The sequence below is a fragment of the Glaciibacter superstes DSM 21135 genome (assembly GCF_000421145.1).
Lineage (GTDB): Bacteria > Actinomycetota > Actinomycetes > Actinomycetales > Microbacteriaceae > Cryobacterium > Cryobacterium superstes.
In genome coordinates, this window is sequence record NZ_ATWH01000002.1 from 287,718 (window position 1) to 303,427 (window position 15,710).

12 protein-coding genes are annotated in these 15,710 nt (G+C 66.0%); 9 read left to right on the plus strand and 3 right to left on the minus strand.

The window, feature by feature from the left end; genetic code table 11:
• The first annotated feature begins 7 nt into the window (after positions 1-7).
• The 3 genes from cydB to cydC are packed head-to-tail and all read left to right on the plus strand — an operon-like array spanning position 8 to position 4,395.
• Entirely contained in the window at positions 8-1,042 is a 1,035-nt protein-coding gene (gene cydB, locus K323_RS0103610; RefSeq protein WP_022883925.1) for a cytochrome d ubiquinol oxidase subunit II, read from the plus strand.
• Positions 1,029-2,699 carry a thiol reductant ABC exporter subunit CydD gene (gene cydD, locus K323_RS24090; RefSeq protein WP_033372356.1) on the plus strand — a complete coding sequence of 557 codons (1,671 nt, stop codon included), beginning with the start codon at positions 1,029-1,031 and terminating at the stop codon, positions 2,697-2,699. Before cydB ends, cydD begins: the two co-directional genes overlap by 14 nt.
• The gene (cydC, locus tag K323_RS0103620; RefSeq protein WP_026851181.1) at positions 2,686-4,395 is read left to right on the plus strand and encodes a thiol reductant ABC exporter subunit CydC; all 1,710 of its coding nucleotides are present in this window, start codon (positions 2,686-2,688) and stop codon (positions 4,393-4,395) included. Before cydD ends, cydC begins: the two co-directional genes overlap by 14 nt.
• A gap of 127 nt (positions 4,396-4,522) precedes the next feature.
• On the opposite strand, the gene K323_RS0103625 is transcribed toward cydC, so the two are convergent.
• A complete protein-coding gene (locus K323_RS0103625) occupies positions 4,523-5,185 on the minus strand; it encodes a DedA family protein (RefSeq protein WP_026851182.1) in 663 nt (220 codons plus the stop codon).
• Between the two features lie 81 nt (positions 5,186-5,266).
• Here K323_RS0103625 and pabB point away from each other — a divergent pair, with 81 nt between their 5' ends.
• The 6 genes from pabB to K323_RS0103655 all read left to right on the plus strand — a co-directional run bounded on the left by pabB (position 5,267) and on the right by K323_RS0103655 (position 14,494).
• The gene (gene pabB, locus K323_RS0103630) at positions 5,267-6,679 is read left to right on the plus strand and encodes an aminodeoxychorismate synthase component I (protein WP_022883926.1); all 1,413 of its coding nucleotides are present in this window, start codon (positions 5,267-5,269) and stop codon (positions 6,677-6,679) included.
• A 97-nt stretch (positions 6,680-6,776) separates the two neighbouring features.
• A complete protein-coding gene (leuS, locus tag K323_RS0103635; protein WP_022883927.1) occupies positions 6,777-9,371 on the plus strand; it encodes a leucine--tRNA ligase in 2,595 nt (864 codons plus the stop codon).
• A gap of 192 nt (positions 9,372-9,563) precedes the next feature.
• On the plus strand, positions 9,564-10,268 hold the full coding sequence (locus K323_RS0103640) for a helix-hairpin-helix domain-containing protein (protein WP_022883928.1): 705 nt from the start codon (positions 9,564-9,566) through the stop codon (positions 10,266-10,268).
• Positions 10,265-12,718, plus strand: a complete 2,454-nt coding sequence (locus K323_RS24095) for a ComEC/Rec2 family competence protein (protein ID WP_022883929.1) — start codon at positions 10,265-10,267, stop codon at positions 12,716-12,718. The genes K323_RS0103640 and K323_RS24095 overlap by 4 nt, the downstream gene beginning before the upstream one ends.
• Positions 12,719-12,745: 27 nt before the next feature.
• Positions 12,746-13,786, plus strand: a complete 1,041-nt coding sequence (gene holA, locus K323_RS0103650; RefSeq protein ID WP_022883930.1) for a DNA polymerase III subunit delta — start codon at positions 12,746-12,748, stop codon at positions 13,784-13,786.
• A gap of 21 nt (positions 13,787-13,807) precedes the next feature.
• Positions 13,808-14,494 (plus strand): ATP-dependent endonuclease, encoded by a 687-nt coding sequence (locus K323_RS0103655; RefSeq protein WP_245570911.1) that lies wholly within the window; start codon positions 13,808-13,810, stop codon positions 14,492-14,494.
• A gap of 75 nt (positions 14,495-14,569) precedes the next feature.
• On the opposite strand, the gene rpsT is transcribed toward K323_RS0103655, so the two are convergent.
• Positions 14,570-14,833 carry a 30S ribosomal protein S20 gene (gene rpsT / locus K323_RS0103660; protein ID WP_022883932.1) on the minus strand — a complete coding sequence of 88 codons (264 nt, stop codon included), beginning with the start codon at positions 14,831-14,833 and terminating at the stop codon, positions 14,570-14,572.
• A 118-nt stretch (positions 14,834-14,951) separates the two neighbouring features.
• The gene (locus K323_RS24100; RefSeq protein ID WP_033372357.1) at positions 14,952-15,701 is read right to left on the minus strand and encodes an alpha/beta fold hydrolase; all 750 of its coding nucleotides are present in this window, start codon (positions 15,699-15,701) and stop codon (positions 14,952-14,954) included.
• Positions 15,702-15,710: the final 9 nt, after the last annotated feature.

The following is a 15,710-nucleotide window of genomic DNA, read 5'->3' on the forward strand; positions in this document are numbered from 1 at the left end:
GGCAATGATGGATCTCAACGTCCTGTGGTTCTGGATCATCGCGGCCATGTTCATCGGGTACTTCGTGCTGGATGGCTTCGACTTCGGCGTCGGAATGAGCCTGCCGTTCCTCGGCAGGGACGACACAGACCGCCGGGTGCTGATCAACACGATCGGCCCGATCTGGGACCTCAACGAGACCTGGGTGATCGTGGCGGGCGCCAGTCTGTTCGCAGCGTTCCCAGAGTGGTACGCGACCTTGTTCAGCGGTTTCTATCTCGCGTTGCTCCTCATCCTGCTCGCGCTGATCGCTCGAGGAGTCTCGTTCGAGTACAGGCACCAGCGCTCACATCCGCGCTGGAAGAACTGGTTCGACGGAATGATCGTCGTTGGCTCTGCGGTACCGGCGTTGCTCTGGGGCGTCGCTTTCGCCAATGTCGTGCAGGGTGTCCCGTTGGATGCCGGGCACAATTACACGGGCACCCTGTTCGACCTGCTGAACCCTTACGCACTACTCGGCGGGTTCACAACTCTGTTGCTGTTCTTCACCCATGGCGTGGTGTTCGTCTCGCTGAAGACCGAGGGTGACATCCGTCAGCGAGCGCGTCGTCTGGCGGTGCGATCCGGCATCCTGACGATCGTCGTTGCCGCCGCCTTCCTGGCCTGGACGGTGCTGGCATACGGCACCACGGCATCCGCTGTTCTGGCCAGTGCGGCCGCTCTCACGCTGATCGTCTCGTTCGTCGCCAACCTGCGTGGCGCAGAGGGTTGGGCGTTCGCACTGATGGCGGCGACGATCGCGCTGGCCGTGCTAACGCTGTTTGCATCGCTGTTCCCCGACGTCATGCCGGCCAGCAACGACCCGGCGAACAGCCTGACCATCGAGAACGCCTCGTCGACGCCGTACACACTGCAAGTGATGAGCTGGACGGCACTGATTGCGATGCCGGTGATCCTGCTCTATCAGGGCTGGTCGTACTGGGTGTTCCGTAAGCGCATCGGCCGGGCGCACATCGAGGGTGCGCAGGGGCCGGAAAGGGTCGACGAGCATGCGACCACTTGACCCGAGGCTGTTGCGCTATGCGTCTGCTGCACGCCGGTTTCTGGTCGCCGGATCGCTGATCAGCCTGCTGCAGGCGGTGGTGACCGTCGCGTTCGCGTGGTTTCTCAGCCAGTCGATCGCTGGGGCCATCGATGGGCGGCCTCTCCCACAGATCGCCGCGATGATCGCCTGGCTGGCTCTGGTCACGATCCTTCGTGCGGGGCTGGTCTGGTCGCAGGAGGTCGTCGCCACGCGCGGTGCGGCAGCGGTCAAGAGCCAGTTGCGCGGCCAGGTGATGCGCGCCGTCGCAGAGCGAGGGCCAGACTGGCTGGCAACACGGAAGGATGCGGCGGTTGCCACCGTCGTCACCACCGGCCTCGACGCACTGGACAACTACTTCGCCCGCTACATTCCGCAGCTGCTGCTCACGGTGATCGCCACGCCCGTCCTCGTTGCGGTCATGCTCTGGCACGACCTGCCGAGCGGGATCACCGTCATCGTGGCACTTCCCCTGATCCCGGTATTCATGGTGCTGATCGGCTGGGCGACCCAAGCCGTGCAGCGGCGACAGTGGGAATCGATGCAGCGGCTCGGGGCCGGGTTCCTCGATCTTGTCGGGGGTCTCGGCACGCTGAAGATCTTTGGGAGGGAGCACCGCCAGTCGACCCGCATGCGCGCCGTGACGGAAGACTATCGCCAGCGCACGATGGCCGTGCTCCGGGTGTCGTTCCTCAGCGGGTTCGTGCTCGAATTGGCGGCCAGCCTCTCCGTTGCGCTGGTCGCCGTGTCGATCGGTCTCCGGTTGGTCGACGGTCAACTGCTTCTCGCCACGGGCCTGTTCGTGCTGTTGCTTGCTCCGGAAGCGTTCCTCCCGATCCGCAACGTCGGTACCCAGTTCCACGCCGCGGCAGACGGTGTCGCTGCGGCGGAAGAGGTGTTTGAGATCCTCGATGCGCCTGTCACTCCGGATGCATTGGAAGCGCCGAGCGCCGCGGATGCTCGGGCGGTGCGCGGACTCCGCGGTGCCCTGCAGCTGGAGAACGTGTCGGTTCAGCGGGGCACGGATCTTGTGCTCGACGGGTTCGATGCGGTGTTCCGCCCGGGAGAACTCAGCGTCCTCTCCGGGCCGAGCGGCGTTGGAAAGTCCAGCCTGGTCGCGGCCCTGCAGGGGTTCTTGCCGTTCGATGGACGTCTGAGCCTTGGCGGTGAGCCTGTCAGCGCCGCGGATCGGCGGGAATGGCTGGCGTGGGCGGGGCAGCAGCCGGGACTGTTCGGCGGAACGGTCGCAGACAACGTGGTGCTCGGCGAGCGCAGCGTCGACTCCGCGGTGCTGGCGCGAGCGCTCGACTGGGCAGGAGCAGCGTCGCTCGACCCCGAGATTCGACTCGATGTCAACGGATCGGGGCTATCGGGGGGCCAGGCACAGCGTGTGGCTGCGGCGAGGGCGATCTACCGGAGCCAGGTTCGCGACTGTGGAGTCGTCGTCTTCGACGAGCCGAGTTCTGCCCTCGACGAGCACTCCGAACTCGCGCTCATCGACGGCTTGCAGCGTCTCGCAGACCAGGGTCGCGTTGTGATCGTGGTCAGCCATCGGCCGGCAATGCTGGTGCGAGCCGACCACGTGGTCAGGCTGGGTCGGATACTGCGTTCGGAGGAGGACAACCGTGTCGTCGCCTGATGTTGCTTCCGTATTGCGGCTTGCTCTGCCGAGCGCGCGCCGTTTTCTGCCCGGGCTTGTGGCCGGTGTCGCCAGTGCCGCGTGCGCGGTCGCCCTTCTGGCGGCATCCGCCTGGCTCATCACGCGGGCCGCAGAGCAGCCGCCGATCCTGTTCCTCTCCATGGCGGTCGTCGGTGTGCGGGCTTTTGCGCTTGGACGGTCCGCGCTTCGCTACCTGGAACGGCTGAGCAGCCACGACGCTGCCTTCCGGCAACTTGCCGAGCTGCGGGTCGGCGTGCTGAGCCGGCTCATTCCGCTGGCCCCTGCCGGCTTGGGGTCGATCGGGCGCGGGGACCTGCTGACGCGGCTGGTGAAGGATGTCGACGATCTACAAGACCTTCCACTTCGGGTGGTGCAACCGTTGGTGAGCTCAGGCATCCTCGTGATGGGCAGCGTCGTGGGAGTGTGGTTGATATTCCCTGCGGCAGGCGCGACGTTGGCCGTCTGCCTGCTCGCCGCCGGCGCGGTTGGCATGGTGTCGGCGGCCGCGATCTCCGCGCGCTCCGAGCGTGAGCTCGCGCCCCTGCGCGGTGCGCTCACGAACGAGGTGCTCGAGATCACAGAGAACCTTGGTGTGCTGGTGGCATTCGGAGCTCTCGACGACCGTCTGGCCACGCTGGATGAAATCGATGGCCGGCTGCGGCGTGCGACGATTCGGCGATCACTGGGATTCGGTGTGCAGGCAGGAGTAACGTCTCTGTTCGCGGGAGCGGCGACGGTTGCGGCACTGGCTTTCGGCACGCCGGCGCTGGGCACGCCGGGTGGACTCCACGGGCCGGCATTCGCCGTGATCGTGCTCATTCCTCTGGCTGTCTTCGAGGTCTTCGGCATGGTCGCTCCTGCGTTGGGGGCCTGGCGGATGGTGTGCTCCAGTGCCGAGCGGGTTGCCACCGCCGTACCGACGGACATCCCGGCAGAGATTCCGATCGAGCGCCATGATGATCGAGTGCGTGCGGATGCGGATGCGGATGCAGCTGCAGATGGGGTTGGAGTTGGGCTGGAACCGGCCCTCGAGCTGAGCGATCTTTCGGTGCGGTGGCCCGGCGTCTCGCTGCCGGCCGTGGCCGGTGTCTCACTGCGGCTCGCCGCGGGCGACAGGGTTCACCTGGCCGGGCCGAGCGGCGCCGGAAAATCCACCCTCGCGAACGCACTGGTGAGGTTCGTTGAGTATTCGGGTTCGTATCGCCTCGGGGGAGTGGAGGCCAGAGAGTTGCCGCAGTCCGAGGTGAGGCGTGTGGTCGGTCTGTGCGAACAACGCCCATGGCTGTTCGACGACAGCATCCGTCAGAACCTGCTGTTCGCCAGGGACACGGCGACGGATGCCGAGCTTCTCGCGATGCTCGACCGGGTGGGGCTCGCAGAGTGGGCGGATGCGCGCGGCGGCCTCGATGCGCGGGTGGGAGAACGCGGGGCACTGGTCTCCGGTGGGCAGGCGCAGCGCATTGCCCTTGCCCGCGCACTGCTTGCCGAGTTTCCGGTGCTCGTGGTCGACGAGCCGACAGCGAATGTTGACGCGGACAGGGGTGACGCGCTCGTGCGTGACATTCTCGCCGCAGCCGGCCCGGAGCGTGCAGTCCTGCTCATCTCGCACACGCCGGTCCCGGAAGAGCTGATCACGAAGCGGTTGACGCTCGCAGCCCCGGCACCGGCCCCGTAGCCGCCTCTCGTTGACCGGACGCCCACGCCGGCACCCGAAAATGCTCTGGGCACTCACAATTGCGGGTGCCCAGAGCATTTTCGGGTGCCGGTGCGGCACGCGTGGGCGGCGGGCACCTCGGAGCACGTCACGCTTCGTCGGCCGGCGACTCCTCGCGCTCCATGTGGCGCGCCTCGCGGTGGTGCAGCCACTTCTTCACGACGAACACCACGAGGATGAACAGCGCGATCACGCCGACGAAGACATATCCGGCGTAATGCAGCCGCCCGGCCAGTTCCCGGTAGCTGCCCGCGGCAGCCGAGCCCACGGTCACGTAGGCGAACGCCCAGAGCACACAGGCCGGCACCGTCCAGGCCATGAAGGTGCGGTAACGCATGGTGCTCATGCCGACCGTGAGCGGGATGAGCGAATGCAGCACGGGGATGAAGCGGGAGAGAAAGACGGCGATACCGCCGCGGCGCCTGAGATAGTTCTCGGCCTTCACCCAATGGTGTTCGCCGATCCACCTTCCGAGGCGGCTGCGGCGAATGTACGGACCGAAGTAGCGTCCGAGCGCGAACCCGATGCTCTCGCCGGCGAGAGCCCCTGCGATGACGGTGAGTACCAGCGCAACATACTCGACAGGATTCGCCACGGCCGTGCTTGCGACGATGACGATGGTGTCGCCGGGAATGATCAGTCCGATGAGAACGGATGTCTCCAGCATGATTCCGACACCGGCAAGGATCGTGCGCAGCACGGGGTCGACACTCGAGACGGTGTCGAGGATCCAGGTGAGGATATCGTTCACCCGTCACAGCCTACGACCCTCCTCTCTCGGCGAAACCTCGAATGCGCCGAGATTCGGGCGCGCAGTGCGTAGGCTGGGACCGTGCCAGCCCGGATCCGTCATATTCCCCTGGCGGAATGGTGGGATCCCGCCCGGGCTTTCGCCAGCCTGTACCGTGACAGCGCGTATTCATTTTGGCTGGATGCCGGTCCTGATGCAACAAGCGGATTCAGCTATCTCGGTGCCGCGAGCGAGCGGTCGCGGTTTTTGACGGCATCCGTGCCTCTCGGCACCATTACCGTTTCGGTCCCCGGCGATCCAGGCCAGCTGGCGCGAACCTCGCCGACAACGGTATTCGACTACCTTGCCGATGACCTAGCGCACGCCGTAGAGAACGGTGCCAACGGTGACGGATTCCGGCTCGGCTGGGTCGGCTGGCTGGGCTACGAGCTCGGCGCGCAGACTGTCGAGACGCCGGTGCACGACTCCCGCTATCCCGACGCCGCACTGCTGCACATCGACCGTGCACTCGTCTTCGACCATGCGTCTCGCGTGGTGAGCCTGATAGCACTCGATGAGAACGATGAGCCGTCGAACCACGTGGACGAGTGGGCGAGCGAGGTTGTCGACGTGCTGCGCGCAGCCAGCGCTCACGCGCGGCTTGGCGCCGCAACCGAGACCCCACACCGAACGGATGCCGTGTGGCGGCACGATGAGACGTCGTACGTCGACCTCATCCGTCGCTGTCAGTCGTCCATCCGTGACGGCGATGCGTACCAGCTCTGCCTCACCAACGAGGTACGTATTGACACGCACCCGCATCCCGTCGACGCCTACCTGGCCGTGCGCGCCGGGAGCCCGAGCCACCACGGCGGTCTGCTGCGCTTCGGCGACACGGCGCTGCTCAGTGCGTCACCTGAACAGTTCTTGTCTGTCAGCAGCGACGGCGCGGTGCGGACTCGCCCGATCAAGGGCACCAGGCCACGGTCGACGGATGCCGCTGCCGACGCCGCCCTCCGGGCCGAACTCGAATCGAGTGAGAAGGAACGGGCGGAGAACCTGATGATCGTCGATCTCATGCGCAACGATCTCGGTCGCGTCTCCCAGCTCGGTTCTGTGGTCGTCTCGAGCCTGCTGGCCGTGGAGAGCTACGCCCACGTGCACCAGCTGGTGAGCACCGTGGAATCGCAGCTTGCCGTCGGGCTGACCGGGATCGATGCTGTTCGGTCGAGTTTTCCGGCAGGGTCGATGACCGGGGCGCCGAAAATCAGTGCGATGTCCATCCTGAACGGCCTCGAGGATGGCCCGCGGGGAATCTACTCCGGTGCATTCGGATACTTCGGTCTCGACGGCGCCGTCGACCTGGCCATGGTCATCCGCAGCATCGTGCTTGACCCTGGTGGGGCATCCGTCGGCACAGGAGGCGGCATCACGGCGCTCTCCGACCCCCATGAGGAGGTCGAGGAGACCCGGATCAAGGCCGCAGCCCTCCTGGCCGCGCTCGGTGCGGAGTGAGCGGGTCGCCGGTTTAGTACCCTAGGAGACTGGGCGTCACAACCGACGCCGGCGCGAGCAGGGATCATCTCCCATCACCACCCCGAATGAGAGTCACGTGGCACACGAGCACGACAACGCACACTCCGGCGCAGGGCACCACGCGTCTGAAAACGACGCCGAAGGCTACGACTTCGCTGCGATCCAGGCGAAGTGGCAGCCGGTCTGGGAGGAGCTCGCGCCGTTCAGCACCGCGAACCCGGACGACACCCGGCCGCGCAAATACATTCTCGACATGTTCCCGTACCCCTCCGGCGACCTGCACATGGGTCACGCCGAGGCGTACGCGCTCGGCGACGTGATCGCTCGTTACTGGCGGCACCAGGGATTCAACGTGCTGCACCCCATCGGCTGGGACTCGTTCGGTTTGCCGGCGGAGAACGCCGCGATCAAGCGCGGCATCGACCCGCGCGGCTGGACCTACGAAAACATCGCCCAGCAGAAGAAGAGCATGAAGCTCTATGCGGCGTCATTCGATTGGGAACGCGAGCTGCACACCAGCGACCCAGAGTACTACAAGTGGAACCAGTGGCTGTTCCTGCAGATGTACAAGAAGGGTCTCGCTTACCGCAAGGACAGCTGGGTCAACTGGGACCCGGTGGACCTGACCGTGCTGGCCAACGAACAGGTGCTCGCCGACGGCACCAGCGAGCGCAGCGGCGCCGTTGTGGTGAAAAAGAAGCTCACGCAGTGGTACTTCAAGATCACGGATTACGCCGACCGCCTGCTTGACGATCTCAACCAGCTCGAGGGCCGCTGGCCGACCAAGGTGCTGAGCATGCAGCGCAACTGGATCGGCCGCTCGATCGGGGCCGACGTCGATTTCGTCATCGAGGGAAAGGACGAACCTGTCTCGGTCTTCACGACCCGTCCTGACACGCTGCACGGCGCGACCTTCATGGTGGTCGCACCGGATGCCGACCTCGCGTCCGAACTCGCCGAAGGATCGACCCCGGAGATCCAGGCTGCCTTCCGCGACTACCTCGTGCAGGTACAGAAGAGCACAGAGATGGAACGCCAGACTACTGACCGTGAGAAGACCGGCGTCTTCCTCGGCCGCTTCGCGATCAACCCGGTCAACGGTGAGCGCCTGCCGATCTGGGCCGCAGACTATGTGCTGGCTGACTACGGGCACGGAGCGGTCATGGGGGTGCCTGCCCACGACCAGCGCGACCTCGACTTCGCCAGGGCGTTCGAACTTCCCGTTCGCGTCGTCGTCGACACCAACGCTCCCGTCACGGGCACCATCCCAGTGATCACCCCCGAGATTCTCGATGGCAGCGAAGAACTTCCGCCGCTGGATCCGGCCGCCACGGGCGTCGCGCTGGGTGGAGCGGGACGCCTGATCAACTCCGGGAGTCTCAACGGGCTGAGCAAGAACAACGCCATCACCCGCATCACCGGAGAACTCGAAGCCGCCGGCACCGGTCGTGCGTCGAAGAACTACCGTCTGCGCGACTGGTTGATCTCCCGTCAGCGCTACTGGGGCACGCCGATCCCGATCATCCACGGTGAGGATGGCACAGAGTACCCGGTCGCCGAGGATCAACTGCCGGTGCTGCTTCCGCCGACGGAGGGCCTCGACCTGAAGCCGAAGGGCACCTCGCCCCTCGGCGGAGCCACCGACTGGGTCAACGTGCCCAATCCGATCGATGGCACGCCGGCGAAGCGGGATGCCGACACCATGGACACCTTCGTCGACAGCTCCTGGTATTTTCTTCGCTTCCTGAACCCCAACGACGACTCGAAGGCCTTCGACCCGAAGGAAGCCGAGAAATGGGCTCCCGTCGACCAGTACGTCGGTGGCGTCACGCACGCGATCCTGCACCTGCTCTACGCCCGCTTCATCACCAAAGTGCTGTTCGACCTCGGTCTCGTGAGCTTCACCGAACCGTTCAACGCCCTGCTGAACCAGGGGATGGTGCACATGGACGGCGCGGCGATGAGCAAGTCGAAGGGCAACATCGTTCAGCTCAGCGACCAACTTGAGGAGCATGGCGTCGACGCTGTTCGCCTCACGATGGCTTTCGCCGGACCGCCGGAAGACGACATCGACTGGGCAGACGTGTCCCCGGTGGGCTCTGCCAAGTTCCTGGCCAGGGCGTGGCGCATCGCGCGCGATGTCACCAGCGATCCCGATATCGAATGGAAGACCGGGGATCTGGCGTTGCGCCGGGTCACCCACCGCTTCCTTGCCGATGCCCCCGGACTCACCGAGGCCTTCAAGTTCAATGTTGTCGTCGCTCGCCTGATGGAACTGGTCAACACCACCCGCAAGGTGATCGACACGGGCGCGGGTCCAGCGGATGCCGCGGTGCGCGAGGCCGCGGAGGTCACCGCCATGGCGCTGGACCTGTTCTCGCCGTACACCGCAGAAGACATGTGGTCTCACCTGGGCTACGAGGCATCCGTTTCGCTCGTGCAGTGGAGGAAAGCCGACCAGACCCTGCTGGTGGAGGAGACCGTGACAGCGGTCGTGCAGGTCGACGGCAAGGTGCGCGATCGGCTGGAGATCTCACCGAAGATCGCCGGCGACGAACTGGAGAAGGCCGCTCGCCAATCCGCAGCGATCATCCGCTCGATCGGCGATCGGGAGATCGTCAACGTGATCGTGCGGGCACCACGGCTGGTGAGTTTCGTCACGCGCGCTTGACCGCTTCCGGCGCATGAGCCGGAGGCGCCGGCCAGAGTGACGTCCGGCACCCGCGAATTCTGATCTGCCCGCGCAGGCCACCCTGCACAGCACCCTCCACAGCCACCCTCAACAGGGCGGCCTGTCGATGGGCTTCCCACAGATCGGTCCGGTAGCGCCAGGGCGTTCGCCGGCAGGTTCTAACCTGCCGGAATGGAGCCAGAGGCGCCGAACGACCCGCTAGCCCGGCTCGCCCAGGGAGCGCGCGTCCCCGAGCGAGCACGGTTGCGGCTCGGCGTCGGCGCTGCCGTCGTGCTGTTGATCGTCGCGCTGGTGGTCGCCGTCGTGGTGTCCGCGCTCGCTCAGCAAGCCAACCAGCGCGTGCTGGCACCGGGCGAAGGCGTGTCAACCCCCGGCGCCACCGGCAGCTGGTCTCCCGATGGCGTAGTGGGAGATGCGGAGGCGGACGCGGCAGGGGCAATCATCTTCGTTCACGTGCTCGGTGCCGTGTCGCGCCCTGGACTCTTCGAACTGCACGAGGGCGCGCGGGTGATGGATGCGGTGGCGGCCGCCGGCGGGTTACTCGACACCGCTGACCCAGGTGGGGTGAATCTGGCGAGGGTCCTCAGCGATGGCGAACAGCTCACCGTGCCCGCTATCGGGGAGGTCGCACCGGGCGCCGCGCCGGGCGGTGCGGCGCCAGGGGCCGGTGGAGATGGCAGCGCGACGGTCGTCAACCTCAACACGGCCACGGTGGGTGACCTGGAGACCCTTCCGCGAATCGGACCGACCCTGGCGCAGCGCATCATCGACTACCGCGACGCCAACGGCCGCTTCGGCAGCATCGATGACCTTCGCAATGTCAGCGGCATCGGTGACAAGACCTTTGACGGGCTGAAGGACCTGATCACGGTATGAACATTGACCTCCGGTTGTTTCTGCCCGCGGTCGCTGCCTGGATCGGTGCGGCCATCCTCATCGGGCTGCCAGAGGTGGCGATGCCGACGTCCGTCGCACTCTGGGTGTGCGCCATCACTGCGGCGGGCTGTGCCTTTGTGATGCGTTCAGGCGGGGTCATGCGTTCGGGCGGGGTGATGCGTTTCCGGCGTGCGATTCCGGTGAGTCGTATCGCCACGCAGCTGGCGGTGTGCTGCGCCGGTGTCGCGCTGGTGGCAGCCGTCATTGCCGTCGCTGCTCCCGCGCGGTCGCCTGAGGCCGTTGGTACCGCGGCCGATGGTCACTTGCACGTCACGGCGACAGTGACGGTCGATACCGCGACCCAGGTGGGCCGCTCATTCGCAGGATCATCGTCGCGTATCACCTTCCGTGGCACGATCACCAGGCTCGACCTTCGTGGAGAGTCGGTCGAGGTGGCTGTTCCTGCGCTGGTGTTCACCGAGGCGATGACGGATGCCGCTGAGCCGGCAATCGGGGCGAGCGTGCTGATCGACGGCACGATCCAGCAGAATCCACCTGGCGACTCCGCCGCGGTGATGCTGTTCGGCGACGGTGCGCCGAAAGCGGTCGGCCCACCTGGCTGGTGGCTCGGCTGGGCATCGGTGCTCAGGGCCTCGTTCGTCGCTGCGTCAGCAGAGCTCCCCGGTGACGGCGGCGACCTGCTGCCTGGACTTGCCACGGGCGACACGAGCGCCGTGACCGCGGGCCTCGACGCAGACATGAAGGCGAGTGCGCTCAGCCACCTCACTGCGGTCTCCGGCGCGAACTGCGTGATCGTGATCGCCTCGATCATGCTGCTCGGTGGTCTCGCCGGCCTGCGGCGCGGCGTGAGAATCGCGGTGTCGCTTGTGACGCTGGCCGGATTCGTTGTGCTGGTCACCCCGGAACCGAGCGTGCTTCGTGCCGCCGTCATGGCGACCATTGTCATGCTGGCGATCGGCCTTGGGCGGCCCGGCCGGGGGATCCCCGCACTGTCTCTGGCGGTGCTGATCCTCGTCGCGGGCGACCCCTGGCTCTCGCGCAGCTATGGATTCACGCTCTCGGTGCTCGCAACGGCGGGGCTCCTCATCCTCGCTGCGCCGCTTACCCGCTTGCTTCGCCGATGGCTGCCGCTTGGGCTTGCAGCCGTGATCGCGATTCCGCTGTCGGCGCAGCTGGCCTGCCAGCCGGTTCTGATCCTGCTCACACCCTCGATCCCGCTTTATGGGGTGCCGGCAAACCTGCTGGCCGGCCCTGCCGCACCCGTTGCGACCGTGGTCGGACTGGTCGCCTGCCTCCTGATTCCCTGGCTGCCCGGCGTTGCGGCCGGATGCCTGCAGGTGGCCTGGTTGCCGTCGGCGTGGATCGCGGCGGTCGCACGAGCGTGCGCCGACCTGCCGGGCAGCCGGTTGCCGTGGTGGGGCGGCGTTGCCGGTGTGCTCGCCATACTGGTTGTGACGGCGCTTGTGATCGCGCTCGCCCTCCGGAATCCGGAGGCCGGTTCGACGCGATGGTCGATTGCCGCGACGGCGTTGCTCATCACTGCCATCGGGCTGTATTCGGGCGCCGTGGTCGGCGCTGCCATCGGTCGTGCGGCCTCCTTCCCCGCCGACTGGCAGATCGCCGCCTGCGACATCGGCCAGGGTGATGCCGTGGTGGTCCGTGACGGTGATCTGCACGCCCTCGTCGACGTCGGGCCGGTCCCGGAGCCGCTCGCGGCGTGTCTTGACACGCTGGGCATCGATCGGATTGACCTTCTTGTGCTTACCCACTACGACCTCGACCATGTTGGTGGCATTGATGCGGTGATCGGGCGCGTCGGTGCCGCCATCGTCGGAACACCGGAGAATGCCGAAGACGCACGATTGCACGATCGTCTGGTTGCCGGTGGCGCGACGGTGGCAGAGGCGCAGAAGGGAGACACCGGAACGCTCGGCGGCCTGCGCTGGGAAGTGCTCTGGCCGGTACCGGGCACCGGAGGTGCACAGACGGGCAATGCACAGACGGGCAACGCAGGGAGCGTGACCGTCGAGTTCGACGGCCGCGGCATCCGTTCACTGTTTCTCGGTGATCTGGGGGAGGAATCACAGGAAGCCATGCTGGCGAAATCGCACCCCGGCCCGGTCGACGTCGTGAAGGTTGCTCATCACGGCTCGCGAGATCAGAGCACGAGGCTGTATGAGCGACTGGGAGCGACGGTCGGTCTGATCTCGGTCGGAGCGGACAACGGCTACGGCCACCCGACGGATGCCCTGCTGGAACTGCTGGCGTCGGTCGGCACGCTCGCGTTGCGCACCGACGAACAGGGGATGCTTGTGGTCGCCCCTGCTGCAGAAGACGGGTCGTCAGCAGCGGCGGGCTCGCTCACCATCTGGACGGAGAGGTCGCCTCCCGAACCTGAGGCGACACCGGCCGTCAGTGGCCCCGGCTAGGCTGGAGACCAGCGCGAAAGGAGCCGAGTGGCCACACGAACTGCCGCACGAACGAGTGCGCCCGCCCGGTCGAAGTCGGTTGCGATCCCGCAGTTGTCGTGGAGCCAGGTACGCCCTGCACCCGTCGTGCTCGTCTCCGGCACCGAGACGATCCTGGCGGAACGGGCGATTCGCCAGCTCCGTGACTTCCTGAAGCTCGAAGACCCGAGCCTCGAGGTCAGCGACCTTCTCGCCGACAGCTATGCGCCCGGTGAATTGCTGACCCTGGCCAGTCCTTCCCTGTTCGGGGAGCCCAGGCTGATCAGGGTCACCGCTGTGGAGAAGTGCAGCGACACCTTCCTGACCGAGGCAATCGACTACCTGCAGAACCCGGCAGAGGGTGCATACGTGGTTTTGCGCCATGCCGGGGGAGTGCGCGGCAAGAAGCTCCTCGACGCGATTCGCAGCGGCCAGGGCGGTGCAATCGAGGTCGTCTGTGCCGAGCTGAAGAAAGACACCGACAAATACGATTTCGCGTCGGCGGACTTCAAAGCGGCCGGCAAGAAGATCACCGCAGGAGCCCTGCGTTCGCTGGTCGGCGCCTTCTCAGACGACCTCGCCGAGCTCTCTGCAGCGTGCCAGCAGCTGATCTCGGACACCAGCGCGGAGATCACCGAATCGACGGTGGATCGCTATTATGGTGGCCGGGTCGAGACGAACGCATTCAAGGTGGCGGACTCCGCCATTGCGGGTCGCCACGGTGAGGCCTTGATCACGCTGCGGCATGCACTGGCTTCCGGAGCAGATCCCGTGCCGATCGTCGCTGCTTTCGCAATGAAGATCCGCACGATGGCCAAACTCTTCGGAGTCAGGGGTGGCTCGGGGCAGCTGGCCTCACAGTTCGGCATTGCACCCTGGCAGGTGGAGCGCGCGCAGCGTGACCTCCGCGGCTGGAGTGACGAGGGTCTGGCGCGTTGCATCGAGATGCTGGCCGAAACGGATGCCGCGGTGAAAGGCGCCAGCCGGGATCCGGTCTTCGCGCTCGAGCGCCTCATCGGCGTCATCGCCCGTCGCGGGATGATTCCCTAGTCACGCCAGGATGAGCGAGCCGTGACAGAGCGAGTTGTGACAGCGCGTCATGAGGGCATGGAGCGATTTCGTGCCGCGGTGACCGCCTGGGCCGCTGACGGTGAGGGCGCCGCGGCCGCCGAAGCGGCCGCTCGCACCCTGCCAGCCGATCTCGGGTTGCGCACCGCCGTGCTCGTCGAAGGCGCCAGCGACCGAGTCGCCGTCGAAGCTCTCGCTGTCCGTCTTGGCCGTGACCTGGCGGCAGAGGGGGTGTGCGTCGTCCCGATCGGCGGAGCGATGAGCATCGGACGGTTTCTTGCCCTGTTCAGTCCGGACCGGCTTGACGTCCTGGTGGCGGGTCTCTGTGACGTGGGGGAGGCACGTTACTTCGGGAGCGCGCTGGAGCGAGCCGGTTTTGGCGCTGACATCACGCAGGAACAAATGGAACGACTCGGTTTCTTCGTCTGTCATGCCGACCTGGAAGACGAATTGATTCGTTCACTCGGCTTCGAAGGGGTGGAGCGGATCGTTGAGCAGGAAGGCGACCTCGGTCTGTTCCGAACTTTTCAGCGGCAACCGGCGCAGCGCGAACGAGCGACAGAGCAACAGTTACGTCGCTTCATGGGAACAATCAAGGGCCGAAAGATTCACTATGCCCAGGCGCTAGTGGACGGCGTGGACCTGTCGCGAGTGCCGCGCCCGCTGGAGCGTCTCCTCGCGCAGCTATGAGGCATGCGGACGTAGGTGGGAACAGCGAAGCCCCCGTCGAATCGACGAGGGCTTCGCTGAATACGGGGTGCGGAATTAGCCGAGGGCTGAGACCGACTTGGCGATCGCCGACTTCTTGTTGGCGGCCTGGTTCTTGTGGATGACACCCTTGCTCACGGCCTTGTCAAGCTTCTTGGAGGCGAGCGCGAGGCTGGTCGCAGCCTGGTCCTTGTCGCCGGAAGTGACGGCGGTGCGGGTCGCACGGATCGCGGTGCGAACCTCGCTCTTGACCGCCTTGTTGCGCTCCTGAGCCTTCTTGTTGGTGCCGATTCGCTTGATCTGCGATTTGATGTTTGCCACGTTTGTACGCTTTCGTTCGAGAATATGTTGGATGTGCCGCTGGGCGAAAGAGGGCGCTTCGCGGCGAAATTCGCGCGGGGTGGGACCCGACACGCAAGCCAAGAGCCTACGATACCAGCTATTTGGCACGCCGAGCAATCGAGACACTTCGCCGCGCCGACAGCTCGGCTGCCGCACGGCGGAGGGCATCGGTGAACGGCATCGGCCGCACGAGGCTGGCAAGGTGGGTCGCCCCGGGCACAATCACCAGCCGACCGTCCCGGCAGGCCGCGAGAAACCGCCTCTCGTCCGCCCTGAAATGATCGAACTGTCCGTTCACGAGCCACACCGGTCCGTCATATGCCGACAAGCCTGCCAGCGGGTTCAGAGTACTGGTGGCACGCAGTCCGGCATCCATGACGTCGAGGGCGACGCCTCCGGCGAGGACGTCGATCGCGCCCTGCGGCGGGAGGAGACGACGCACGAAAGCGGTGTGCAGCCACATTCCATGATCGGGCAGGCGACGGATTCCCCTGGCCAGGCTGCGATAGACCTCAAGGGGTGGTCCGTAGGGCACCGTTGAGCATCCTGCGGCCACCAGTCCGGCAACCCTTTCGGGATGCCTGGACGCGTATTCGATGGCGTAGTAGCCGCCAAGCGAGAGGCCGACAAGGAGAACCGGCCTGTCGAACGCTGCGATCCGGTCATCGATGGCCCCGACCGCGCCATCAACGGTGAATGGCTCGCCCATCCGGGCACCGTGCCCTGGCAGGTCGACCGTTTGCACTTCATACCCGTCGGAGCGCAGGGCTTCTGACTGGAAGCGCCACATGCTTGCGGAAGTACGAATGCCGTGCACCAGCACGATCGGAATCGCGTCGTCACTCATGCTTGCCAT